The sequence below is a fragment of the Streptomyces sp. NPDC005017 genome (assembly GCF_042873115.1).
Classification (GTDB): Bacteria; Actinomycetota; Actinomycetes; order Streptomycetales; family Streptomycetaceae; genus Streptomyces.
Genome location: NZ_JBIALD010000003.1, coordinates 61,943 through 85,425, shown reverse-complemented (window position 1 = coordinate 85,425; position 23,483 = coordinate 61,943). Strand labels below are relative to the sequence as shown.

Sequence of the window (23,483 nt, the reverse complement as noted above, 5' to 3'; positions counted from 1 at the left end):
GGAGCCGAGCTCGCCGTGCGGGCGAGGCGGTGCCTCAGCAACGGCCGGTTCGGGCGTGATGGCCCCACCGACGAATCGGCTGGCGAAGTCGAGACCTTCGGCAACCGGGCCGTGACGTCGACTTGCCCCCGTGGTGGTACTGAGACGGGACTTAGGCACCGAACACCGCCGTGATGTCGTCGGCGTCGTAGCCGGCGGGATAGCTCCGTTCGACGCGCGGAGTGTTGTAGTGCTCGGTGAGCTTGTCGAAAAGCTCCTCGACACGCACCGTCAGGTAGCGGCTGGTCGTCTGGATGTTGGCGTGCCGCAGGATGGCTTGCACCTCGGGCAGCGTGAGCTTGCCGCTGTTGGCCATACGGCTCGCGGCCGTGTGCCGCAGGTCGTGCAGCGTCCAATTGGTGCCCAGCACCTCGTTGGCGCGCTGCATGATGCGCCGCATCGCCCAGTAGGACAAGGGCCGATCTACCCCTCGGCGAGTCCGCCACAAGGGCTCGTCCGACGGCGGGGTGCCGATCTCGTCGAGGTAGTGTGCCAACCGCACGAACGCCTGCGGGGAGGCCGGAACAGGCTGACGCTCCCGCGACCCTTTTGAGATCACGTAGACGCGCTGGCCAGCCCAGTCCAGGTCACCGATTCCGACGCCGAGCAATTCCTCGGCGCGGGCGCCGCTGGAGACGTAGAACTCCAACAGGGCACGGTCGCGTTCGCACCCCATGCACTCGAACAACTCGTCCCAGAGAAGATCGGGGATCGACCGCGGCGGCCGGTCTGCCACCTTCTGGCGCAGTCGAGCTCGGCCCAGCACCGGCATCGGCTCCAGCGGGCTGCGATGGGCCAGGGCCCGGCGCCGCTGTGGGGAAACCGGGACCGGGTTGGTGACCGGCCCGTTGCCCTGGTGGGCGTGGAACTCGTAGAACCCGCTCACCACCGACAGCGCGTGGTTGATCGTCCGCGGCGCGTAGCCGACACGCAGAATGGGCTTCCCAGTGCGCAGGTTCACCGAGCCCGGAGCCGGGCCACCTGCCGACTTGCGCTGTCGTTGAGGGTTCGGCGCGGTCCGCAGCCACCCGGCCAGCACCGCGGTCTCGGCCTCGGTCGCCTTCTCCCAACCGACCCCGAGCAGCCACAGCAGGCGGAACCAGCGCAGCAGGCCGTACCCGTAGCTGCGGACCGTCAGCGGGCTGCTGTCGTACAGGGCCAAGTCCCGCAGATACGCAGTGACCGGCTCGATCTCGTCGTCATACCCATTGAGGACGATGTACGGGGGATGCACCCTCCTCGCCGGGACTACCGCCCCGGCACGGGGGACGTCCGCTCGCCCCTCCATCAGTTCATGTCGCAGGTCCACTCGCACTCTCCTCGTTGATCTCGGGTACCGGCACCGAGACCAACGAGAAGACGTAGTGCAGATAACTGTGCATCTGTCCGGGTTCACGCCACGGCTGATGAAGCCCGCCGAGCAGGCGGAGCTGCTGTCCTTCGGGCTCGGGATCACCAATGTGGTGGCCCGGGCGACCGCGCGCGCCGACGAGCTGAGCGCCGAGGAGTACCGCGAGGGCGGGCGGCTGCTGGCGGCGAAGGTGGAGCGGCGGAAGCCGGCCTGGCTGGCGGTGGTGGGAGTGACCGCCTACCGGGCCGCCTTCGACGAGCGCAAGGCCGGGGTGGGGCCGCAGGAGCGGACGATCGGGGGCGCGCGTGTGTGGGTGCTGCCGAATCCGAGCGGTCTGAACGCGCACTGGACGACGGCGGCGATGGCGGAGGAGTACGCGCGCCTGCGGACGGCTACGGAGAACTGAGCCACGCCTGTCTGCGGCGAAGCCGATCCTTGTGCTTTCGTCGCGCAGTCCGGTCGCGGCGAGGGCTCGGTTGCGTCTTCGTCGCGCAGTCCGGTCGCGGCAGGGCCGAGCCTTGCGCCTCCGTCGGGCAGGCCGCGCGGGAAGCGCTGGAGCGGGCCCGGCTGACCGAGCGCGAGGCGCAGGTGCTGCGGCTGATGACCCGGGGCCTGTCCACCGCGGAGATCGCCGTCCGGCTGACGGTGGGCACGGAGGCGGTGAAGTCGCACGTCAGCGCCGTCCTGGCGAAGCCGGGGGCGCGCGACCGCACGCAGGCGGTCGTCGTGGCGTACGAGTCGGGGTTCGTCTCGCCCGGTTGAGCCCGGGCTTCGCCCGGAACCGGCACCTCCGGCACTCGCCGCGGTCACCCGTGCCGAGTAACATCCGGCCAACACGCGCACGAGCTGGGAGGACGGACGGTGGGGCGGCTGACCGGCGGGGATCCCTCGCTGCTGCGAAGGATCAATTCCGCGGTGGTGCTGCACGCTCTGCGTGCCACCGACTGCGCGACGCTCACGGAGATCACCCGCGTCACCGGGCTGTCCCGGCCGACCGTCGAGGGTGTCGTCGAGGGACTCATAGAGGCCGGTCTGGTCGTCGAGAAGGCGGCCGAGGAGGGTGCCACCCGGCGGCAGGGCCGGCCCGCGCGGCGGTTCCGGTTCCGGGCCGAGGCGGGCCACCTGCTGGGCCTGGAGATCGGTGTCCACCGGGTGGCCGCGCTCCTCGCCGACCTGGACGGCCGGGTGCTGGGCGCCCAGACCAAGGAGGTCGACGAGACGGTCGACGCGGACGAGCGGCTGGAGCGGGTGCGCGGCGCGGTGGCCGAGCTGCTGCGCCGGGCCGGTGTCTCGCGCGCGTCGGTGCGGGCGGTGGGCGTGGGCACGCCCGGGATCGTCGAGGCGGACGGCACCGTACGGCTGGGCACCGCGCTGCCCGGGTGGACGGGGCTGCGGCTGGGCGAGCGGCTGAGCCGCTCCTTCAAGTGCCCGGTGCTGGTGGAGAACGACGCGAACGCCGCGGCGGTCGCCGAGCACTGGAAGGGCTCGGCGACGGACTCGGACGACGTGGTGTTCGTGCTGGCCGGGCTGAGCCCGGGCGCGGGCGCGCTGATCGGCGGCCGGCTGCATCGCGGCTACGGCGGGGCGGCCGGGGAGATCGGCGCCCTGCATCTGCTCGGCCGCGAGGTCACGCCGGAGAAGCTGCTGTCCACGACGGACGAGCCGCTGCACCCGCTGGACGAACAGGCCGTCGCCGATGTCTTCGCCCGGGCACGCCGGGGCGACGAGGGTGCCCGCGCGGCGGTCGACCGCTTCATACAGCGGCTGGTGCACGACGTGGCGGCCCTGGCCCTGGCCCTGGACCCGGAGCTGGTCGTGATCGGCGGCTGGGCGGCCGGCCTGGACGACGTACTGGAACCGCTGCGGCGCGAGCTGGCCCGCTACTGTCTGCGGCCGCCGAGGGTGGCGCTGTCGCTGCTGGGCGAGGCGGCGGTGGCGACGGGCGCGGTGCGGCTGGCCCTGGACCATGTGGAGGAGCAGCTGTTCGCGGTGGAGGGCACGGTCACGGCCCGGCGGTGACCGGCGGCCTGCCCTGCCGCGAGGGGTCGGCGGCCTTCCCTGCCCCGAGGGTTCGGCGGAGAACTCCGGTGCCCCGTGGGGAAGGGCACCGGCGGGCCTCGTCGCCGCCCGGGGAGGCGGGATCCTCAGGACGCCCGGCGCTGCGGGTCCTCGTGGATCTCGACGCGGCCCGAGTCACCGAAGGTGAGCCGACAGGTGTCCGCGCGGTAGGTGGCGACCGACAGCGCGGCCGTACGCCCGGCGGCGAGGAACCGGGTCGTGACCATCAGGACGGGCGCGCCGGGCAGCCGGTCCAGCTCCTTGGCGTCCTCGGCGCGGGCGGAGCCCAGCTCGACGGCGTTCTCGTGGCCCTCCGGCTCCAGGCGCTGGAGCTCGCGCAGCACCGCACGCGCGCGTGCCGCGCCCGAGGGGGCGTCTATGGCGGACAGGGCGGGCACCGAGGCCGCCGGGATGTGCAGCAGCTCGGCGGCGACCGGCTGGCCGTGGGTGACACGGATACGGCGCACGGTGTGCACGGGCTCGCCCGCGCCGGTCTCCAGCGCGGCGGCGACGGCCGCGGGCGGCACCTCCAGGACGCAGTCGACGGGCTGCCAGGCGTCCCCGGGGCCGCCGGGCCAGGCGTCCTGCTCGCTGCCGACGGCGACGCCCACGCGCGGCGGGGCCACCGTCGTGCCGACACCGCGGCGGCGCTGGAGGCGGCCCTCCAGCTCGAGCTGTTCCAGGGCCTGGCGCAGAGTGGCGCGGGCGACGCCGAACCGGGCCGCGAGATCACGCTCGTTGGGGAGGATCTCCCCCACCGCGAACTCGGAGTCCAGTGCCTCGGTGAGCACGGTCCTGAGGTGCCAGTACTTCGGTTCCGGCACCGATTCCAGCTGCTGGGTCCCCACCCTGTCCTCCGCAATCGCCGTGATCCGGCGGCGTTTTAGCGCCCTTGTTTATTAAAGGTTGTTGCACTTATACGCGACCATAGGGCGGCCCCCACCCTTGGTCAAGACCAATCCTCGATCCCCTCGGCGGCTCACGGGACGCGCGCGGCGGAGCGTTCACGGCGCGTTCGCACAGGGCCGCATTCGTGACATGACGGCAAAACCCCCGTCGCCCAGGTCAACGCGTCGCCACCCTGCGGGCGTTGGCGTGAACACGGGGTGTACAACCGGGGCTACCCACGAGTAGCAATCGCTGACAAGCTGTCCGCCAAGCGTCGGCCGTCGTCGCGGGAGTCGTCGGAGGCCTCCGAGCCGCCGGAACCAAGGGAGCCGCTCATGTCCGCCACCGTCACCTTCGAGGTCCCCTCACCGCAGGGGCGGCGGTCCGTGACCGTGTCCTACGCGCGCGTGGGCAGCGGCGAGCCGCTGCTCCTGCTGCACGGCATAGGCCATCACCGGCAGGCCTGGGACCCGGTCATCGACATCCTGGCCGCCGAGCGGGACGTCATCGCCGTCGACCTGCCGGGCTTCGGCGTCTCCCCGTCCCTGCCGGACGGCCTCTCCTACGACCTGCCCACCACCAACACCGCGCTCGGCGCGCTGTGCGAGGCCCTGGACCTGGACCGCCCGCACGTGGCGGGCAACTCGCTCGGCGGTCTGCTCGCGCTGGAACTGGGCCGGGAGAAGCGCGTGCGGTCCGTCACCGCCCTGTCCCCGGCCGGGTTCTGGAGCCAGGCCGAGCGGCGCTACGCGTTCGCGGTGCTGCTGGCGATGCGCCACAGCGCGCGCCGGCTGCCCCTGCCGCTCGTCGAGCGGCTGTCCCGTTCGGCGGCCGGCCGGGCCGTCCTGACGAGCGCGATCTACGCCCGCCCCGGCCGCCGTTCCCCGGAGGCCGTGGTGGCCGAGACGCTCGCCCTGGTCAACTCCGACGGCTTCACCGACACACTGCGCGCGGGCACCGACGTACGGTTCTCCGACGACGTCTCCGGCATCCCGGTCACCGTGGCCTGGGGCACCAGGGACCGGCTGCTGCTGCCCCGGCAGGGCGTGCGCGCCAAGGCGACCATCCCCAAGGCCCGGCTGGTCCGGCTGCCGGGCTGCGGCCATGTGCCGATGAACGACGACCCGGCGCTGGTGGCCCGCGTCATCCTGGACGGCAGCCGCTGAGCCGACGGGCCCGGCCGCGGGGTGACGGGCCGGCGGGCGGGGCCGCGGGTGACGGGCCGTCGGACCGGCGCGCCCCGGCGGGGCCGCGGGTGACGGGCCGTCGGACGGGCGCGCCCCGGCGGGGCCGCGCGGGCCGGTGGCTGCCGTAGGCTCCGAGTGTGCCGCGCACCGGCGTCATCCCCCGGTGTGCGGCACCCGGCGGGCGCCGGGGCCGAGTTGGGTGATCGCGAAACGGTCAAAGAGGCAATAAACCGCACGGAAGCATGCTTTACCCATCGGTCACAAAGCGTTCGTGATCACGCAACACCAGTCGTTCAGAGTGGCGTCATGAAACAGAAAATCTCTGACGTCACACGCGCGCGGCACGGCCGCCCCGTCCACCACTGGCGGCGCGACGTGGTCGAACTCGCCGCCCTGTTCACGGCCGTCGCGGTCGCCGACGCCGTCGCCAACCTGATCGGGCACGGCCCCGACGGTCCGGCCCTGCTGGTGATCTCCGCGGTGGTGCTGCTCGCCACGGCCACGTTCCACATCTGGTGGGCCCGCAGGCACGGCCACGAACCGCCCACGAGCCATACGAGCCATACGAGTGATACCGACGCCCGGCCGCGCTCCACCGAGCGGCAGGCCGGGCCGTCGGGACCGTCCGCCGAGGACGCCGCCGGGCACAGCGCCCTGTGGCGGATGCGGACGACCGTGAAGGACACCCCCGGTTCGCTGGCCGCGCTGTGCACCGCCCTGGCCGCGCGCGAGGTCGACATCCTCACCCTCCAGACGCACCCGCTGGGCGAGGACACCGTCGACGAGTTCCTGCTGCGCTCGCCGGGCACGCTCACCGCGACGGAGATCACCCGCGCGGTGGCCGAGGCCGGCGGCACGCGGACCTGGATCGAGCGGGCCGACGCCCACGACCTGGTCGACGCGCCCACCCGGGTGCTCGGCCTCGCTACCCGCACCGCCCTGGACGCTTCCGAACTCCCTCTGGCACTGCGGCAGTTGCTGGGCCGCTGCACCATCCGCTCGCTGCCCTCCGCTCCCCCGGCCGGCGAGGCCACGGGTCCGGTGGAGGGCGCGCTGGAGGACACCGTGCTGCGCCTGCGGGCGCCGGAGGGCGGAGTGATCACCGTGGAGCGGCCGTATCTGCCGTTCACCCCGACCGAGTTCGCCCGGGCGCGGGCGCTGGTGGAGCTGGACGCGCGGCTCGGTCCGCGGGTGCCGCACGGCCAGGACGTGCTGACCCTGCCGCAGGGCGAGGCCATCACCGTGCGCCGGGCCGACCTGCCCGACGTGGAGGCCGCGAAGGCGATGCACGAGCGGTGCTCGCAGGGGACCCTGAGGATGCGCTACCACGGGCCGGTCAAGGACGCCGACCGCTATCTGAACCACCTGCTCGGTCCGCGCTTCGGCCGGACCCTCGCGGCGCAGACCCGCTCGGGACGCATCGTGGGACTCGGTCACCTGCTGTGGGACGGTGACGAGACGGAGGTCGCGCTGCTCGTCGAGGACGAGTGGCAGCGCCGGGGCGTCGGCGCGGAACTGCTCGGCCGGCTGGTGACGATGGCTGTGGAGGCGGGCTGCGACAGCGTGTACGCGGTGACGCAGGCCTCCAACACCGGCATGGTCGCCGCGATGCGGGGCCTCGGACTTCCGCTGGACTACCAGATCGAGGAGGGCACGCTGGTGATCACGGCCCGCCTGGACGCGACGCCGGTCGCCTCGCGGCTGCCGTACGACGTGCCGAAGGAGTGGAGCGTGCGGGACTGAGCCACGGCGGCCCCTGGGAGCACCGACCGCGACGCGGCCGGCCCCGAACGGGAGTCACGGCCGGTCCTGAGGAGCGCCGACCGCGGCCGGACCCGAACGGGGACGAGTCGCGGCCGGCCCCGGGAGGGACGGCCCGGCGCGATACGCGCCGGGCCGTTCCTTGTTCGGTGCGGGACGCCCCTGACGGAACACGCCCGGCCGTCCGCACCTCGGGTCAGACCCCGGACACCGCCTCGACGCGGGCCGTCGCGCCCGCGGAGCCGTCGCCCCGCCCGAGCGCCTGGTCCAGGTCGGCCCACAGGTCCTCGACGTCCTCCAGGCCGACCGACATGCGCAGCAGCCGGTCGGAGACGCCCGCGCCCCGGCGGTCGTCGGCGTCGACGATGCGGTGGCTGATGGACGCGGGGTGCTGGATGAGGGTGTCGACGCTGCCCAGGCTCACGGCCGGGGTGATCAGGCGGACGCCCGCGATCACCTCGTGCGGCTCCCCGTGGACCTCGAAGGCGACCATCGCGCCGCCGATGCGCGGGTAGTGCACCCGGGCCACGCGCGGGTCGGCGGCGAGCCGGCGGACCAGCTCGGCGGCGGTGTCGGACGCCGCGCGCACCCGGACCGGGAGGGTGGACAGGCCGCGCAGCAGCAGATAGCCGGCCAGCGGGTGGAGGACACCGCCCGTGGCGAAACGTATCTGCCGGAGCTTCCCGGCGAACTCCTCGTCGCAGGCCACGACACCGGCCATGACGTCACCGTGGCCACCGAGGTACTTGGTGGCGCTGTGCAGCACCAGGCGGGCGCCGTGCTCGGCGGGGCGCTGGAGCACCGGTGTGGCGAAGGTGTTGTCGGCCAGCAGCGGGACCGAGCCGCAGGCGTGCGCGACAGCCCGCAGGTCGACCTCCGCGAGGGTCGGGTTGGCCGGTGTCTCCACCATCACCAGTCCGGTGTCGGGGCGCAGCGCGTCGGCGATGCCGGCCGGGTCGGTCCAGGTGACCTCGGAGCCGAGCAGCCCCGCGGTCAGCAGATGGTCGCTGCAGCCGTACAGCGGGCGCACGGCGACGACATGGCGCAGGCCCATGGACGACCGCACCAGCAGCACCGCGCTGAGGGCGGCCATGCCGCTGGCGAAGGCCACGGCGGACTCGGTGCCCTCCAGCCGGGCCAGGGCGGTCTCGAACCGGGCGACGGTCGGGTTGCCCAGCCGGGCGTAGACCGGCGGGCCGTCCAGCTCGGCACCGGTCTGCGCGAACGCGTCGATGCGGGCGGCCTCCCCCCGGCTGTCGTAGGAGGGGTAGGTGGTGGACAGGTCGATCGGCGGGGCGTGCAGCCCCTGGCGCGCGAGGTCGTCGCGGCCGGCGTGCACGGCCTCGGTGGCCAGGGCCCGGGGTGAGGGCCGGAAGGCGGGCGCCGGGGTGGCGGAGCCCGCGGGCGTGTCCATGTCGGTGTCCATGGACGGACAGGGTGAACACCGGCCGGGCCGGTTGAGGTGAGCCCCGTGCTACGTTCGACGAGTGGCTGAATCCGTCGTACTGGATCCGGTCGATCTTCAGTTGCTGACCTTGCTGCAGAACGACGCCCGGACGACCTACCGCGACCTCGCCGCCCAGGTGGGGGTCGCCCCCTCGACCTGCCTCGACCGGGTGACCCGGCTGCGGCGGGCCGGGGTGATCCTCGGGCACCAGCTGCGGCTGGATCCCGCCAAGCTGGGCCGGGGGCTGCAGGCGCTGCTGTCGGTGCAGGTCCGGCCGCACCGGCGGGAACTGGTGGGTCCGTTCGTCGAACGCGTGCGGGCGCTGCCGGAGTCGCTGACCGTCTTCCATCTCACCGGCCCCGACGACTACCTCGTCCATGTCGCCGTCGCGGACATGGCCGATCTCCAGCGGCTGGTGCTGGACGGGTTCACCGCCCACCGGGAGGTGGCCCGGGTGGAGACCCGGCTGATCTTCCAGCGCTGGGACTGCGGGCCGCTGCTGCCTCCTTCGCCCTCGGCGCAATCGGGGTGACGCGCGGCGGGCCGCCGTACGAGGATGGTCCGCATGTCAGACACCACGAGCCCGCTGCCCCGCGAGGTCGCCGACAGCTATGTCGACGAGCTCGTCGCCCTCGATCCGGTCGCCGGTACCTACCTGGGAGTCAAGGAGAGTTCGGGCAGGCTGCCCGATCTCTCGCCCGCGGGCCAGGAGGCGCTCGCCGCGCTTCAGCGGGCCACCCTCGCCGCGCTCGACGAGGCCGAACGGCGGCCCGGCGCCGACAGCGACATCGAACGCCGCTGCGCCCGGCTGCTGCGCGAGCGTCTGACCGCCGAACTCGCCGTGCACGAGGCCGACGAGGGCCTGCGGGCCGTCGGCAACATGGGCACCCCCGCCCACCACGTCCGTGAGGTCTTCACCGTCACGCCCACCGGCACCGACGAGGACTGGGCGGCGATCGTCCGGCGGCTGCGCGCGGTCCCGGCCGCGCTCGCGGGCTACCGGGAGTCGCTGACCCTCGGCCTGGAGCGCAAGCTGTACGCGAGCCCGCGTCCGACGGCCACCTTCGTCGAGCAGCTCGGCGAGTGGGCCGACACGGACGGCCGCGGCCGCGGCTGGTTCGAGGACTTCGTCTCGGCCGGACCCGAAACGCTGCGCGCCGAACTGGACGAGGCCGCGCGCGGCGCGACCGCGGCCGTGGTGGAACTGCGCGACTGGATGCGGGAGGTGTACGTCCCGGCGATCGAGGGCGCCCCGGACCCGGTGGGCCGTGAGCGCTACGCCCGCTGGTCGCGCTACTACAACGGCACGGACCTGGACCTCGACGAGGCGTACGCCTACGGCTGGGCGGAGTACCACCGGCTGCTCGGCGAGATGCGCAAGGAGGCCGAGAAGATCCTGCCCGGCGCCGAGACCCCGTGGGTGGCGCTCGCGCACCTCGACGAGCACGGCCGGCACATCGAGGGCGTCGACGAGGTCCGCGAGTGGCTCCAGGGCCTGATGGACCAGGCGATCGAGGCGCTCGACGGCACGCACTTCGAACTCGCCGAGCCGGTACGGAAGGTGGAATCGCACATCGCGCCCCCCGGCAGCGCGGCCGCGCCGTACTACACGCAGCCGTCGGAGGACTTCTCCCGGCCGGGCCGCACCTGGCTGCCGACGATGAGACAGACCCGGTTCCCGGTCTACGACCTCGTCTCGACCTGGTACCACGAGGGCGTGCCGGGCCACCACCTCCAGCTCGCGCAGTGGACGTACGTCGCCGGGAACCTCTCCCGCTACCAGGCCACCCTCGGCGGGGTGAGCGCCAACGCCGAGGGCTGGGCGCTGTACGCGGAGCGGCTGATGGACGAACTGGGCTTCCTCACCGACCCGGAGGAGCGGCTCGGCTATCTGGACGCGCAGATGATGCGCGCGGCCCGGGTGATCGTCGACATCGGCATGCACCTGGAGCTGGAGATCCCGGCGGACTCGCCCTTCCACCCGGGCGAGCGGTGGACGCCGGAGCTGGCGCAGGAGTTCTTCGGCGCGCACAGCAGCCGTCCGGCGGACTTCGTGGAGAGCGAGCTGACCCGCTACCTGACGATCCCGGGCCAGGCGATCGGCTACAAGCTGGGCGAACGCGCCTGGCTGCTGGGCCGCGCGCGGGCCCGCGCGCGGCACGGCGACGCCTTCGACCTCAAGGCCTGGCACATGGCCGCGCTGTCGCAGGGGTCGCTGGGTCTCGACGACCTGGTGGACGAGCTGTCCGCGCTCTGACGCGGGGACGGGTGCGGCGGGGCCGTACGGGCCGCGCCGCACCCTGTACGGGCCGGCCCGCCCCCTGTACCGGCGGTGCGGCGGCCGGTCCGCCGCGCCTCCTCGCTCAGCAGCCGCAGTCCTCGTCGCCCACGGGGGCGGTCAGCGGGTCCGCCGCCCTGCGCTCGCGGCCCTCCCAGGTCTCGTACTCGAAGCCCTCGCGCACCCAGTACTCGAAGCCGCCGAGCATCTCCTTGACCTGGAAGCCGAGTTCGGCGAGGGCGAGGGCCGCGCGAGTGCCGCCGTCGCAGCCGGGGCCCCAGCAGTACGTCACGACGGGCACGGACCTGTCGAGGAGCTGTCCGGCCTGCTCGGGGATGAGCGCGGTCGGCAGGTGGACGGCGCCGGGCACATGGCCCTGGTCCCAGGACGCGGTGGAGCGGGAGTCCAGCACGACGAAGCCGGGGTCGGCTCCGGCGGCCAGCGCGGCGGCCACGTCGGAGACGTCGGCGTGGAAGACGAGGCTGGCGCGGAAGTAGGCGGCGGCCTCGGCCGGGGCGGCGGGGGCGACGCGCAGGACGGGGTTGGTGGTGGCGGTGGTCATCGCGGACCCTTTCGCTGAGGGCTGTCCCACGACAGTGCCGGCCGGGCGACGACGTTGTCCGAGCGGCCTTGCTGTCCGATGACCGGAAATCTACGGTCGTTGATCATCTTCCAGAAGTGCCGTTCCACGGCGTGGGGCTTGATCGGCCGGGGATTCCCCTGCTATCCATCGGGGGTGACCGCTTTTTCCCCGGACGCCACCGACTGGCGCATCCTCGACGTCCTCCAGCGCGACGGCCGGGCCAGCTTCGCCGAGCTGGCCCGTGCGGTGGCGATGTCCGCGAGCGCGGTCACCGAGCGGGTGCGGCGGCTGGAGGAGGCGGGGGTCATCCGGGGGTACTCCGCGGTCGTGGACCCCGACCGGCTGGGGCTGCCGATCCTGGCGTTCGTGCGGCTGCGCTACCCCAACGGCAACTACAAGCCCTTCCATGACCTGGTCGCCGTGACGCCGGAGATCCTGGAGGCGCACCACGTCACGGGCGACGACTGCTTCGTCATCAAGGTCGCCGCCCGCTCGATGCGGCATCTCGAAGAGGTGTCCGGCAAGATCGGCGCGCTGGGCTCGGTGACGACCAGCGTCGTCTACTCCTCACCGCTGCCGAGGCGCCCGCTGGGCCAGTGACCACGCCGGAAGCAGGCTGACCGGCGGCGCCCGTGGCCACGCCGGAACCCGCCCGACCGGCGGTGCGGGGCACCTGACCCCTCTGGCGTCCGCCCGCCCGGCGGAGCCCGGGTCAGGTGCCGCGCTGCCGCAGCTCCGACCCCGCTCTGCCCTTGACGACCTCCAGCTGGGCGTGGATCCGCCGCCGCAGGTCGGGGACATGGCTGACGATGCCGACACTGCGGTCGCGTTCGCGCAGGGAGTCCAGGACGTCCAGGACCTCGTCGAGGGCCTGGTCGTCCAGGCTGCCGAAGCCCTCGTCGATGAAGAGGGTGTCCAGGCGCACCCCGCCCGCCTCGTCGGTGACGACGTCCGCGAGGCCGAGGGCGAGGGCGAGCGAGGCGAAGAAGGTCTCGCCGCCCGACAGGGTCGCGGTGTCCCGCTCGCGTCCGGTCCAGGCGTCGACGACATGCAGGCCGAGTCCGCTGCGGCCGCGCCCGGAACGGTCGTCGGAGTGCACCAGGGTGTAGCGGCCGGAGGACATCCGCAGCAGCCGGGCGCTCGCCGCGGCGGCGACCTGTTCCAGACGGGCGGCCAGGACGTAGGACTCCAGGCGCATCTTGCGCTCGTTGTCGGCCGAGGTGCCCGCGGTCAGGGCGGCCAGGCGGGCCACGCGGTCGTGCTCCTCGCGCAGCGGGGCGAGCCGGCGCACCCCGGCGGCCGCGCGCGCGGACAGCCGGTCGAGCTCGGTGCAGCGCCGGGCGGCCGCGTCCCGCACGGAGGCGGCCTCTCGCAGCCGCCGGGACGCGTCGGCGGCGTGTGCCTCGGCGCCCGCGAGGTCGGCGGGCGGCCGCTGGGCGGCCGCGGCGGTGTCGGCCTCGGCGAGCACGGCCCGTACCGCGGCCTCCTCCTGCTGCCAGGCGTCCAGCCGGTGCTGCAGTTCGCGGTGGGCGGCGTCGTCGAGGAGCGCGTCGGCGGCGGCCCGCGGGGTGTCGAAACCGGCCTTGAAGGCGGCGTCGGCGAGCCGGGCGTCGGCGTCCTTGAGCCGCTGGGCGGCGTCCTCCGCGGCGCGGGCGGCCCCGGCGGCGGCGTCCAGCAGCGCGACCTGCCGTTCCAGTTGCGCGGCGCGGGCGGCCACGCTGTCCAGGGCGCCCCGGGCCTCGGCCAACTCGCCTTCCAGCGCGGCCCGTTCCCGCTCCAGGGCCTCGCGGCGGGCCGCGCGGGAGACGGACCCGAGGGCGGCCTGCTGGCGGGCTTCGGTGCGGCGCCGGTGTTCCTCCTCGGCCCGGCGCAGGTCCTCGTGCGCGAGGTGGAGGCCGGAGGCCTCGTCCCGGGCGCGGGTATGGAGCCGCTCCAGTTCCGCGGCCTCCTCACCGAGCAGGGCGGCGGGGCTGTCCCCGGACTCGGCGGTGGCGGCGGCCAGTTCCTCCCGCAGCGCACCGAGACGGCGCTCGTCCCCGGCGCGGGTCTCCTCGGCGCGCTGGGAGGCGGCCAGCGCGTGTTCCTCGGCCTCGCGGTCCACGTGCCCGGAGACCTTGCGGGCGGGAGCGGGGTGTTCGGTGGCGCCGCAGACCGCGCAGGGTTCGCCGGCGCCGAGGTTCGCGGCGAGTTCGGCGGCGATGCCCGTGAGCCGCTGTTCCTTGATGTCGAGCCAGTGGGCGCGGGCGTCGACCGCGCGCCGCGCGGAGGCCAGTGCCCGCTCCCGGGCCGCGTCGGTCTCGGCGGCGAGCCGGTCGCGCCGCCCGGCCGCCTCCAGCCGCCGCCGGGCCGGTTCGAGCTGCACGGCGAGCTGCTCGGCGCGGGTGGCGGCCTCCTGCGCGGTGTCGATCCGGGTCTGGAGGGCGGCGCGGCCGGTCTCCCATCCGGCGAGCCAGGCGTCGGCCTCGGCGAGGACGTCCTCGTCGGCGCGCTCCTGCCGGTCCAGCCCCGCGCGTTCGGCGCGCAGTCCGGCGAGCCGCTGCTCGGCGCGCCGGGCCGACTCCAGCCCGCCCAGTTCCTCGGCGGCCCGGCGGGCGGCGGCGGCGAGCCCGGCCGCGCCCTCGCCCGCGAGGCGGTCGGGCAGCGGCGCCCGCGTGTGTGCCTCGGCGGCAGCGGCCCGGCGGTGCTCGGTGTCGGCGATGTCGCGCAGGTCGAGAGCGGGCGCGACGGCCTCCGCCTTGCGGGCCCGCTCCATGCGCCGCTGATCCGCCTGGTGGACCTCGGAGCGGTCCTGGAGGCGCCGCGCCCGCTCGCGCGCCTCGGCTGACCGCCGCTGCAGCCGCGCGGTCTCCCGTACGTCGGCGAGGCCGCGGTCGGCGGCGGCCTGGGCGGACTCGGCGGCTGCGAGACCGCAGCGGGCGACGGTGAGCTGCTCGCGCGCGGTGCTGCGGGCGACGGCCGCCGCGGTCAGCACGGCCTCGGCCAGGCCGGGCTCGCCGGGCGCCAGCTCGGGGAGCTCCATGGCGGCGCCCGCGGCCTGCTGCATGCGATGGGCGTCCGCGAGCAGCGCGGAGTCCCCCTCGCGCACCCCGGCCTCGGCACCGCGGCGGCGTTCGGCGAGGCGCTTCTCGGCCTCGGCGAAACGCCGGGTGTCGAAGAGCCGGCCCAGCAGCCTGCCCCGGGCCTCGGCGTCGGCGCGCAGGAACCGCGCGAAGTCGCCCTGGGGCAGCAGCACGACCTGGCAGAACTGCTCCCTGCTCATCCCGAGGAGCTGGGTGACCTCCTCGCCGACCTCCTGGTGGGAGCGGCTGAGGTCCTTCCAGGCGCCGGCCGTGGCGTCGTACTCGCGCAGCCAGGTCTGGGCCTTGTCGACGGTGGTCCCGAGCCGCTTGCCCTTCTTCGGCCGCTCCCAGGGCGGCTGCCGGGTGACCTCCAACCGCCTTCCGGCGACGGTGAGTTCGAGCGTCACGGACGTACGGGCGGCCGGAGCCGCGTGGTCGCTGCGCAGGGCGGCGCCGAGGCGGGCGCCGGGCACCGAGCCGTAGAGGGCGTAGCAGACGGCGTCGAGGACGGAGGTCTTGCCCGCTCCGGTGGGGCCGTGCAGCAGGAACAGCCCGGCGGCGGACAGGGCGTCGAAGTCGACGGTGTGGGAGGCCCCGAAGGGGCCGAAGGCGGTCAGTGCCAGGCGGTGCAGCCTCACCGGGCCACCTCCCGCACGGCCGCGTCGACGCGCGCGGCGTCGAAGGCGTCCCGCAGGACGCTCCGCTCCCGCTCGTCGGGACCGGCGCCGCGCACATGGGCCACGAAGTCCTCGGCGATCTCCTCGTCGCTGCGACCCGCCAGCCGCCGGGCGTAGGACACGTCGGGGTCGTCCGGGGCGCGGTCGGGGTCGAAGACGAGGCTGAGGGTGTGCGGGAACCGCTCGGCGAGCCGGGTCATGGGGTCTGCGGGGCGCACGGCGTCGGTGAGGGTGGCCTCGACCCAGGCGTCCTGGTGCGGGGCGAGGGCCGGGTCGGCGAGCAGGTCCTCCAGCGTCCCCCTGATCCTGGCCAGCTCACGCGGCACCGGGCAGTCCAGACGCTCGGCGGCGACCGTGCCCTCGGCGTCGAGGTCGACGAGCCACATGCTCTTGCGGTGACCCGCCTCGGAGAAGGAGTACGGCAGCGGGGAGCCGGAGTAGCGGACGCGGTCGGTGATGGTCTGGCAGCCGTGCAGATGTCCCAGCGCGGTGTAGTCGACGCCGTCGAAGACACCGGCGGGGACGGCGGCCACACCGCCGACGGCGATGTCCCGCTCGCTGTCGCTGGCCTCGCCGCCGGTGACGAAGGCGTGCGCGAGGACGACGGACCGCGTGCCCGGCGCACGTGCGGCGAGGTCGGCGCGGACCCGGTCCATGGCGGCCGCGAGCACGGTCGCGTGTCCGGGCCGTTCGACGCCGAACTCGTCCTTGACCAGGGCAGGTTCGAGGTAGGGCAGGCCGTAGAAGGCGACGTCGCCGTGGGTGTCCGCCAGCAGCACGGGTGTGCCGCACGCAGCCGGGTCGGTGCGCAGATGGATGCCCGCGCGCCCGATCAGCCCGGCCCCCACCCCGAGCCGGCGCGCGGAGTCGTGGTTCCCGGAGATCATCACCGTCGGCACCCCGAGGTCGGCGAGCCGGTGCAGCGCCTCGTCGAACAGCTCGACGGCGGCCAGCGGCGGCACCGCCCGGTCGTACACGTCTCCCGCGACGACCACCGCGTCGACCTCGCGCTCACGCGCGGTCGCGACGAGGTGGGCGATGAACTCGGACTGGGCACCGAGCATGTTCACACGGTGGAACGCCCGGCCGAGATGCCAGTCGGAAGTGTGCAGGAGCCTCATGATCCCCGAGGTTAACGGCCGGGTCTGCCATCACGGGCGGTAACTCCCGTATCGCCCGTCATGACAGTTCTCACGTACGCAAGTTACGCCCGTTTTGCCACCTATTGACCTCAGACGTCCCCGTACGCCTCGCCGCCCAGCTCGAACCCCGCGGACCCGGCGGTGATGTCGGCGAGCCACCCGCGGAACGCGTCCACGTCGGCGTCGGGGAGGCCGATCTCGATGGTGACCCGCTCCGCGTAGCGGACCCCGCGGACCTCGCGGCCGGTGGCGCGCAGGTCGTTCTCGACCTTGCCCGCGCGCTGGTGGTCGACGGTGACCGTGGCGAGGCGGAAGCGGCGGCGGGTGAGCGTGCCGAGGGTGTCGACGGCCTCGCCGACGGCACCGCCATAGGCGCGGATCAGGCCGCCCGCGCCGAGCTTGACCCCGCCGTAGTAGCGGGTGACGACGGCGACGACGTACCGCATGTCGCGGCGCAGCAGCATCTGGAGCATGGGGACGCCCGCGGTGCCGCCGGGCTCGCCGTCGTCGCTGGCCTTCTGGACGGAGGCGTCGGCGCCGATGACGTAGGCCCAGCAGTTGTGGGTGGCGTCCGCGTGCTCCTTGCGGACGGCGGCGACGAAGTCCTGGGCCTCCCGCTCGGTGGCGGCGGGGGCGAGCGCGCACAGGAAGCGGGAGCGGTTGACCTCGGTCTCGTGCACGCCCGCACGGGCGACTGTGCGGTACTCGTCCTGCATCCGGCCAGCCTATGCGGTGCGCGCCGGGCGGCCGTACCCGGTGCCGTGACCGGAAGGGTTCACCGGCCCGCGACGCCCGGCACGGTTCTAGTTCTTCCTGCCCCGCGGCACCATCACGCCCATGAGCAGCGCGCAGCCCGGCACGAGGGCGTCCCACGAGTGTCCGTACCAGGCGAGGACGGCGATCGCCGAGGTGGGGAACTTCTCGCGGACCGTCTCCAGGGAGTCGTCCAGTGAGCTCCCGGCCAGGGCGAGGACGAGTTCCTCCAGACCCGGGTTGTGACCGACCAGCAGGAGCGTCTGCGCCGCGGGCGGCGTCCCGCGCGCCACGGTCAGCAGGTCCGGCACCTCGGCGGCGTACACCCTCTCGTCGTACCGCACCGGCGGCGGGGTGGCCCATTCGGCGGAGGCCAGTTCCCAGGTGCGGCGGGCGCGGACGGCCGTGGAGCACACCGCGAAATCCGGTACGCAGTCGGCCCCGGCGAGCGCGCGGCCCGCCTCGGGGGCGTCCCTGCGGCCCCGGCCCGCCAGCGGGCGCTCGTGGTCGGGCACGCCCTCGGGCCAGGCGGACTTCGCGTGCCGCAGCACGACAAGGCGGCGCAGCGGGCCCGCTCCCGTACGAGGGTTCACCGCGGGGCCCCCAGATCGTGGGTGAGGTCCAGGCCGAGCAGCCGGTCGGCGTAGGCGTACGTCTCGAAGCGGGCGCCGTCCGGCAGGTCCGGCCCGGCCTCCTCCACCTCCCGCAGCACCCGCAGGACGCCGGGCAGGTCCAGATCGTCCTCCCAGGCCTCGCGCAGGCGCCGCCGTACCTCGGCGGGGATCGGCCGGGAGGGGCTGCGGGCCCATCCGGCGACGGCCCGCCTCCAGCGCGTCAGGCTCCCGTGGGCCTCCGCGCGGGCCGCGGTGTCCAGCTCCATCCCGGTGCCGCGCGGCCGGGTCAGCAGGGCTAGCCGCAGGACCGCGGGGTCGGGCTCGGGGTCCGAGGCGGCGAGCACGGGGGCGACCTCGACCAGGACGCCCCCCTCCGCGACGGGACCCTCTTCCCTTACGCCCACGTGGATGACCTGTGCCTCGCCCAGGCCCGCCCCCATGTCCCGGCCGTCCTCGAAGGGCCGTACGCCGAGGGCCGCCGCGGCCGCGCGCAGCTCGGCCTCCCGAGGGGCTCCGGCGAGGACGGCCCACACCGGGGTGCCGCCCAGTTCCAGCGCGCGCACCAGCAGGTCGGCGACGAGCAGCACACGCAGGGCGGTGAGGCCGGGCCCGCCGGCATGGGCCTCGACCCGGGTCAGGCCCCGACGGACGGGGGCGGCCTCGACGGGCTCGCCGGTACGGGCGTCGATGATGCGCAGCACGAAGCGAGCGTAGGCGCGTGTGCCGGAGTGCGCAGGTATGTCGTACGCATTCAGGTCACGGCGTCCCGCGACCCCGGCGCGGGGAATCAGCGCGCGCCCCTCTCTGTTGCCCACTCCGGGCGGCACCGGCCGCCCGGGGACGACGAGGCCGAGGGAGGCCCTGGTGTACGGCGACGCAGCGACGGTCCGCAAGATTCTCACCGAGTCCGGTGACACCTGGGCCGTGGTCGGCCTGTCGCAGAACCGGCAGCGCGCGGCGTACCGCGTCGCCGAGGTGCTGCAGCGCTACGGCAAGAGGGTCGTGCCCGTGCACCCCAAGGCGGAGACCGTGCACGGCGAGCCGGGCTACGCCTCGCTCGCCGACGTCCCCTTCGAGGTGGACGTCGTCGACGTCTTCGTGAACAGCGATCTCGCCGGGGCGATCGCCGACGAGGCCGTCGCCAAGGGCGCGCGGGCCGTCTGGTTCCAGCTCGACGTGATCGACGAGGCGGCCTACGACCGTACTCGCGCGGCCGGTCTGGACATGGTCATGGACCGCTGCCCCGCGATCGAGATCCCGCGCCTGGGCTGAACCCAGGACCCCTTCTCAGCCGGCCGTGGCGAGCAGGAACATCACCGCCCCCGCCACCACCGAGAAGGCGCCCGCCATGGTGTGCAGCCGGGCCCGGCGCAGGGCGCCACGGACCTGCCAGGCGTGGGCCAGTTCGAGGAGGTCGCGGCGGCGGCGCCCGGCCTGCTCGGCGTTGGCGCGGGCCAGGGTCAGCCGGTAGGAGACCTCGGCGCGGCGGCGGTCGTCGCTCTCGTGGACGAGCAGGGCCTCCAGGTTGGCGGCGACCCTGCCGTGCAGCCGGCAGGCCGCGTCCAGCTCGGCGGGCGTGGTGCCGAAGGGCCCGTAGAACGCCCCTGGGGAGGCTTCGAGTTCGGCGTGCAGGTCGGCCAGCTCCCGGCGTTCGCGGGGTGTCGGACCGGTGAGCACACGCAGGGTGGTCAGCTGGGGCGTGAGGGCCTCGGCGGTGTGCCAGATCGCCCAGGCGACCCCGAGGACGGCGAGCGTCAGCCCGGCCGAGGCCAGGGCCAGGTCGCCGCCGTCGCGCACCTCGCCGATCCCGGCCAGCGGGAGCCCGCCCAGCATCACTCCGCCGACGGCGGCGAACGCGACGACGGTCCAGCGGGCCGTGGCGCGCATGTCGGTGACCGCGGCCTGCGCGGCGGAGACCAGCGCGGCGTCGGCCGGCGGCTGGGGCTCGGGCGGTGTGGTCACCTGGGCTCCGGGCCGTCGGAGTCGCGGTCCCGGTCCGTGAGACCGCCTCCGTCGGCGTCCGCCGGGTCCGCCCCGCGCACCAACGCCCGTGCCTCCTCCTCGCCCGTCGTGAGGTCGGGGTACAGCATCCAGACCTCCCCGTCGTAGAACTCCACCTGCCCCCGGTCGTTGAACCGCACGCTGCCGATCTCGGGCCCGTCCGTGCCGTCCCCGCCCGTCCCGCTCATCCCGTTCCCCCTCCCGCACCGGTCTACTTCGGCTGTGCCACCGACGTGGTCCCGCGAACCCCCGCCGCGCCGGTTCTCCCTCAGCCCCACGCGTCGTGGGTGCGCGCCCCGCGCGGTCCGGCGGGGTCGGGCAACCGCTCGCGGAAGTACTCGCCGACGACGGTGTCGACGACGGCCCTGCGGGCCGGGCCGGGCCGGCAGACCTCCAGCAGCGCCCACAGCAGGGCCGGCGAGGGGCGCGCCCCGGCCGCGGCGAGGACCGCGTGGACCGCGCGCCTGCCGAGCCGGGCGCCGACGGTCCAGGCCAGCAGCAGGCGGTAGAGGCGGACGGCCAGCGCGGGGTCCCGCGGTGCCATGCGGTCCACGGCCCCGGCCAGGAACTCGGTGCGGCGCAGAGTGTCGTACGCGTCCCGGCGGGCGCGGCGGCCGGTGCCGTGCTCGGCGCAGCGCTCCAGCAGGGCGCGGGCCCGTTCGGGTTCGGTGTGGCTGATGCGGTCGATCTCGCGGATCAGGTCGGTGGTGTCGAACCGGCCCACCAGTACCTCCGTCAAGTCGTCGAGGGCGTCCCTCGCGAGTCCCGTCCGTGCGGCGCAGGCCAGCAGCGGCACCACGTCGAAGGCGACGCCCCGCGCGGCCGCCCGGTCCATCCGTTCGTCCAGTTCCGCGCGGACCAGGCCCGGGTCGGGCGGTGCGGCGCGCAGGACGTCCTCCAGTTCGGAGCGGGCGCCCTGCGAGGCGGTGTCGAAGGCGCGCCGCAGGGCCGTGAGCCGGATCTCCTCGTGCACGAGCCGGTAGTGGTCCGCTTCGGGTGTCCGGACCGACCAGGCCTGCAGCAGCCGGGCGAGGTGAGCGTCCTTGAGCCGGCCGAGCTCCAGGCGGACCGGGGGCAGTGCGGCCCGGCTGCCCAGATAGGCGGCCTCGGTGGCGGTCAGATCGCCGTGCGGCGCGGCCTCCAGCAGGCTGGTGAGGTCGCTCAGCAGGCCGGGGGCGACGCTGTGCTGCTCGAGCCATGCGTGGACCTGCTCGGCGGTGACCAGGGGGCGTGGGGGCCGCATACGGCCCAGGGCCCGTCGGCCGCGCCTGCGGCGGAGCCTGACGAGCAGCGCGGCGTACGCGCGCAGCGGTCCGCCGGGCCCGTCGGGTGTGCCGGCGTCGATACGGCGCCGGGTGCCCTGGATCGCGGCCGTGGCGTCGGGGCGTACGAAGACGAACTGCGGGAGTTCGTGCAGCGCGTCGCTCTCCTCACGGGTGGCGAACGTCCAGTCGCCGACGACGACCTGGCCGAGCAGGTCGGCCAGCGCGTGCACCACGACCTCGCCGGGCACGGGTGAGCCGACCACGGTCAGCGGGGCTCCGGGATGCTCCATGAGGGCCTCGGCGAGCCGGGTCAGCAGGCCCTCGGGCACGTCGAGGACGGCGCTGTCGAGGTCCTCCAGGAGGTGGTTCCGGTCCAGCAGCAGGCCGCGCACCCGGTCCAGGGCCACCCTGGACAGCAGTTCGGACTCGGGGCCGCGCGGGGCGTGGCCGTCCAGGAGCGCGGCCTGGCGGGCCGGGGGCGGCAGCCAGTCGTCCCAGTCGCTGCGGCAGGCGGCCAGCGCGAGGTTCAGGTCCATGCTGTCGGCGGGGCCGGTGAGCACATGGGTGAGGGTGGAGCCGGAACGCCCGTGCCGGTCGCGCGCGGGGACCTTGCGCAGCAGGGCCGCCTCGTGGCCGTAGCGCAGGTAGACGAAGCCGGGGGCGGTGTCCCCGGTGTCGTCCTGGGCGGCCCACACGAGGTGCTCTATGCGGTTGTTCCAGCGCAGCAGCGCCTCGCGTTCGAGCGAGGTGGTGACCGGGCCGACGTCGCCGCGGCCGAGCAGGGAACGGTCGGACCAGCGGTAGACGGTCAGGTCGGCACGCGCGGACCGGATCACCGCGTCAGCTTCCCGGCGCGCCGTACGAGGTCGGCGTGTGAGCGCCGGGCAGTGCCGACGGGCCGGCGGGCCCGCCGGGGGCACATGGTGTCGTCGTGGTCGTGGCCCTCGGCGGGCCGGCGCGGTCGCCGTGCCTGGTAAGGGGGTTCGCCGGAGCGGGCCTGTTCGCCGGTCTCCGCCGTCGGCCCGAAGGACACCGGCTCCACACCGCCGGTTCCGGGCCGTCGCCCGCGGAACTGCTCCACCCCCGTGTCACCTCCCCGTCGGGGACCGTACGCCGTTCGGCGGATCCCCTCCGCACACCAACTATCACAGAACGTGGTCCGCGTGACGGCCTGTTCACTCAGCGCCCGCGTGGCGTGCTCGGTTCGGATCCCTGCATGACGCACAGTCAACTTGCTTTGTGAAAAGGCAGTTTGGCTCTTCGGGCACTCAGTGGATCGGGTGCCGCGGGGCGTTCGCCTTCACATCGGAGGCCCTGACGGCGGCGGCCCGTCGGGACCGCGCCGGGCCGCCGTGAGCGGTACGGCGGCCACCGCGAGGGGTACATCCAGGACAGGGCGCCCGGCGGAGTGCGCCCGCGCCACGACGCGAGGTGATCGCCATGCCTTTCGCCGACGGGGACATCACCGTCAAGCAGATCGACGCCGAGACCTGGGAGTTGAGGGAGGAACTCACCTACCGGGGCAGCAGCCAGACGTTCGTCGTCCCGGTCCCCTTCCGCACGGACTTCGCCTCGGTGCCCACCATGTTCGTGTGGCTCATCCCCCGCTACGGCGTCTACACCAAGGCGGCGATCCTGCACGACTTCCTGTGCCGCGAGGCCCCGGTGAGCCGGGCCGACGCGGACGGCATCTTCCGGCGCGCCCTGCGCGAGCTGGGCGTCTCGGCCCTGCGGCGCTGGATCATGTGGGCGGCGGTGCGTACGGGCAGCAGGCTGTCGGGGGCCGGAGCCGGTTCCTGGCTGCTGTGGCTGCTGGTGACCGTCCCGGCGGTGGCGTTCCTGGCCGTGCCCGCGCTGATGGTGACCGTGTGGCTGGCCCTGTTCTGGGTGCTGGAGTGGATCGCGTACCTCTTCACCGGCCGCCGCACCCCCGGCCGGGCCAACGAGCCGAGCTTCAGCGGCGTACCGACGCCCGGCTCCTGACCCGGCGTCCCGTCACCCGGGTCCCGACCCCGCTCAGTCCTCGTGCGGGGGCCGGTCCGCGATGCGGTGGTCCGCGACGCTGAGCGCCTCGGTGACCAGTCGCCGCAGATGGCCGTCGCGCAGCGCGTAGACCACCCGGCGGCCCTCCTTGCGGGTGCCGACCAGTCCGGCGAGCCGCAGCCGCGCCAGATGCTGGCTGACGGCGGGCCGGGCCGCCCCGCACCGCTCGGTGAGCGTGCTGACGTCCGCCTCGCCGTCCGTCAGCGCGTGCAGCAGGGCGAGCCGTGTGCGGTCGCCGAGCAGGGCCAGCAACTCGGCCGCGAGCGCGAACTGTTCCTCGCCCGGGGTGCGCGGATGCGCATCGTGCGCAGGTGACAGGTGCATGCGTGCGTTCATA

Annotated in this window: 23 protein-coding genes and 1 pseudogene; 10 read left to right on the top strand and 14 right to left on the bottom strand. The window is 74.5% G+C overall.

What is annotated here, in order from left to right:
* Window positions 1-151 precede the first annotated feature (151 nt).
* A complete protein-coding gene (locus tag ACFYR0_RS05420) occupies window positions 152-1,348 on the bottom strand; it encodes a tyrosine-type recombinase/integrase (protein WP_389322131.1) in 1,197 nt (398 codons plus the stop codon).
* 97 nt (window positions 1,349-1,445) lie between these two features.
* Between ACFYR0_RS05420 and ACFYR0_RS05415 the strand changes: the two genes are divergently transcribed.
* The 3 genes and pseudogenes from ACFYR0_RS05415 (at window position 1,446) to ACFYR0_RS05405 (ending at window position 3,409) form a co-directional block, all read left to right on the top strand.
* Complete coding sequence (locus ACFYR0_RS05415) at window positions 1,446-1,796, top strand: mismatch-specific DNA-glycosylase (protein WP_389322787.1); 351 nt, start codon at window positions 1,446-1,448, stop codon at window positions 1,794-1,796.
* Window positions 1,763-2,152: pseudogene (locus tag ACFYR0_RS05410) on the top strand (response regulator transcription factor); the annotation flags it as partial. The gene ACFYR0_RS05415 and the pseudogene ACFYR0_RS05410, both read left to right, overlap by 34 nt.
* A gap of 99 nt (window positions 2,153-2,251) precedes the next feature.
* Window positions 2,252-3,409 (top strand): ROK family transcriptional regulator, encoded by a 1,158-nt coding sequence (locus tag ACFYR0_RS05405; RefSeq protein WP_386379633.1) that lies wholly within the window; start codon window positions 2,252-2,254, stop codon window positions 3,407-3,409.
* A 125-nt stretch (window positions 3,410-3,534) separates the two neighbouring features.
* Here the strand turns inward: ACFYR0_RS05405 and ACFYR0_RS05400 are convergent, their stop codons facing one another.
* Window positions 3,535-4,296 carry a GntR family transcriptional regulator gene (locus ACFYR0_RS05400; RefSeq protein WP_389322129.1) on the bottom strand — a complete coding sequence of 254 codons (762 nt, stop codon included), beginning with the start codon at window positions 4,294-4,296 and terminating at the stop codon, window positions 3,535-3,537.
* 375 nt (window positions 4,297-4,671) lie between these two features.
* On the opposite strand from ACFYR0_RS05400, the gene ACFYR0_RS05395 reads away from it, so the two are divergent.
* Window positions 4,672-5,502, top strand: coding sequence for an alpha/beta fold hydrolase (locus ACFYR0_RS05395; RefSeq protein WP_389322127.1), 831 nt, complete (start codon window positions 4,672-4,674; stop codon window positions 5,500-5,502).
* A 327-nt stretch (window positions 5,503-5,829) separates the two neighbouring features.
* A complete protein-coding gene (locus tag ACFYR0_RS05390) occupies window positions 5,830-7,266 on the top strand; it encodes a GNAT family N-acetyltransferase (protein ID WP_389322125.1) in 1,437 nt (478 codons plus the stop codon).
* 214 nt (window positions 7,267-7,480) lie between these two features.
* On the opposite strand, the gene ACFYR0_RS05385 is transcribed toward ACFYR0_RS05390, so the two are convergent.
* Window positions 7,481-8,710, bottom strand: coding sequence for a trans-sulfuration enzyme family protein (locus ACFYR0_RS05385; RefSeq protein WP_389322123.1), 1,230 nt, complete (start codon window positions 8,708-8,710; stop codon window positions 7,481-7,483).
* Between the two features lie 61 nt (window positions 8,711-8,771).
* Here ACFYR0_RS05385 and ACFYR0_RS05380 point away from each other — a divergent pair, with 61 nt between their 5' ends.
* A complete protein-coding gene (locus ACFYR0_RS05380) occupies window positions 8,772-9,263 on the top strand; it encodes an Lrp/AsnC family transcriptional regulator (protein ID WP_386379638.1) in 492 nt (163 codons plus the stop codon).
* Between the two features lie 33 nt (window positions 9,264-9,296).
* On the top strand, window positions 9,297-10,988 hold the full coding sequence (locus ACFYR0_RS05375) for a DUF885 domain-containing protein (RefSeq protein WP_389322120.1): 1,692 nt from the start codon (window positions 9,297-9,299) through the stop codon (window positions 10,986-10,988).
* A 106-nt stretch (window positions 10,989-11,094) separates the two neighbouring features.
* On the opposite strand, the gene ACFYR0_RS05370 is transcribed toward ACFYR0_RS05375, so the two are convergent.
* Window positions 11,095-11,571: a rhodanese-like domain-containing protein gene (locus tag ACFYR0_RS05370; RefSeq protein ID WP_389322118.1), complete on the bottom strand. Its 477-nt coding sequence runs from the start codon at window positions 11,569-11,571 to the stop codon at window positions 11,095-11,097.
* Between the two features lie 174 nt (window positions 11,572-11,745).
* On the opposite strand from ACFYR0_RS05370, the gene ACFYR0_RS05365 reads away from it, so the two are divergent.
* Window positions 11,746-12,192, top strand: coding sequence for an Lrp/AsnC family transcriptional regulator (locus ACFYR0_RS05365; RefSeq protein ID WP_386379641.1), 447 nt, complete (start codon window positions 11,746-11,748; stop codon window positions 12,190-12,192).
* Window positions 12,193-12,304: 112 nt separating this feature from the next.
* Here ACFYR0_RS05365 and ACFYR0_RS05360 read toward each other — a convergent pair whose 3' ends face one another.
* The 5 genes from ACFYR0_RS05360 to ACFYR0_RS05340 form a co-directional block, all read right to left on the bottom strand.
* A complete protein-coding gene (locus ACFYR0_RS05360; protein ID WP_389322116.1) occupies window positions 12,305-15,289 on the bottom strand; it encodes an AAA family ATPase in 2,985 nt (994 codons plus the stop codon).
* Window positions 15,286-16,449: an exonuclease SbcCD subunit D gene (locus ACFYR0_RS05355; RefSeq protein ID WP_389322114.1), complete on the bottom strand. Its 1,164-nt coding sequence runs from the start codon at window positions 16,447-16,449 to the stop codon at window positions 15,286-15,288. Before ACFYR0_RS05355 ends, ACFYR0_RS05360 begins: the two co-directional genes overlap by 4 nt.
* Window positions 16,450-16,559: 110 nt before the next feature.
* Window positions 16,560-17,186: a YigZ family protein gene (locus ACFYR0_RS05350; RefSeq protein ID WP_389322112.1), complete on the bottom strand. Its 627-nt coding sequence runs from the start codon at window positions 17,184-17,186 to the stop codon at window positions 16,560-16,562.
* An 87-nt stretch (window positions 17,187-17,273) separates the two neighbouring features.
* Window positions 17,274-17,816: a SixA phosphatase family protein gene (locus ACFYR0_RS05345; RefSeq protein ID WP_389322110.1), complete on the bottom strand. Its 543-nt coding sequence runs from the start codon at window positions 17,814-17,816 to the stop codon at window positions 17,274-17,276.
* Window positions 17,813-18,538 carry a hypothetical protein gene (locus ACFYR0_RS05340; protein WP_389322108.1) on the bottom strand — a complete coding sequence of 242 codons (726 nt, stop codon included), beginning with the start codon at window positions 18,536-18,538 and terminating at the stop codon, window positions 17,813-17,815. Before ACFYR0_RS05340 ends, ACFYR0_RS05345 begins: the two co-directional genes overlap by 4 nt.
* Before the next feature lie 163 nt (window positions 18,539-18,701).
* Between ACFYR0_RS05340 and ACFYR0_RS05335 the strand changes: the two genes are divergently transcribed.
* Window positions 18,702-19,109 (top strand): CoA-binding protein, encoded by a 408-nt coding sequence (locus ACFYR0_RS05335; RefSeq protein ID WP_389322106.1) that lies wholly within the window; start codon window positions 18,702-18,704, stop codon window positions 19,107-19,109.
* 15 nt (window positions 19,110-19,124) lie between these two features.
* Here the strand turns inward: ACFYR0_RS05335 and ACFYR0_RS05330 are convergent, their stop codons facing one another.
* The 4 genes from ACFYR0_RS05330 to ACFYR0_RS05315 all read right to left on the bottom strand — a co-directional run bounded on the left by ACFYR0_RS05330 (window position 19,125) and on the right by ACFYR0_RS05315 (window position 22,184).
* Window positions 19,125-19,799 (bottom strand): hypothetical protein, encoded by a 675-nt coding sequence (locus tag ACFYR0_RS05330; protein WP_389322104.1) that lies wholly within the window; start codon window positions 19,797-19,799, stop codon window positions 19,125-19,127.
* Window positions 19,796-20,026, bottom strand: coding sequence for a hypothetical protein (locus ACFYR0_RS05325; protein WP_389322102.1), 231 nt, complete (start codon window positions 20,024-20,026; stop codon window positions 19,796-19,798). Before ACFYR0_RS05325 ends, ACFYR0_RS05330 begins: the two co-directional genes overlap by 4 nt.
* Before the next feature lie 80 nt (window positions 20,027-20,106).
* Window positions 20,107-21,939: a hypothetical protein gene (locus tag ACFYR0_RS05320; protein ID WP_389322100.1), complete on the bottom strand. Its 1,833-nt coding sequence runs from the start codon at window positions 21,937-21,939 to the stop codon at window positions 20,107-20,109.
* Window positions 21,936-22,184 (bottom strand): hypothetical protein, encoded by a 249-nt coding sequence (locus ACFYR0_RS05315; protein WP_389322098.1) that lies wholly within the window; start codon window positions 22,182-22,184, stop codon window positions 21,936-21,938. Before ACFYR0_RS05315 ends, ACFYR0_RS05320 begins: the two co-directional genes overlap by 4 nt.
* Before the next feature lie 359 nt (window positions 22,185-22,543).
* Here ACFYR0_RS05315 and ACFYR0_RS05310 point away from each other — a divergent pair, with 359 nt between their 5' ends.
* Window positions 22,544-23,086 carry a DUF1353 domain-containing protein gene (locus tag ACFYR0_RS05310; RefSeq protein WP_389322096.1) on the top strand — a complete coding sequence of 181 codons (543 nt, stop codon included), beginning with the start codon at window positions 22,544-22,546 and terminating at the stop codon, window positions 23,084-23,086.
* A gap of 33 nt (window positions 23,087-23,119) precedes the next feature.
* Here the strand turns inward: ACFYR0_RS05310 and ACFYR0_RS05305 are convergent, their stop codons facing one another.
* Window positions 23,120-23,482 (bottom strand): ArsR/SmtB family transcription factor, encoded by a 363-nt coding sequence (locus ACFYR0_RS05305; RefSeq protein ID WP_389322094.1) that lies wholly within the window; start codon window positions 23,480-23,482, stop codon window positions 23,120-23,122.
* Window position 23,483: the final 1 nt, after the last annotated feature.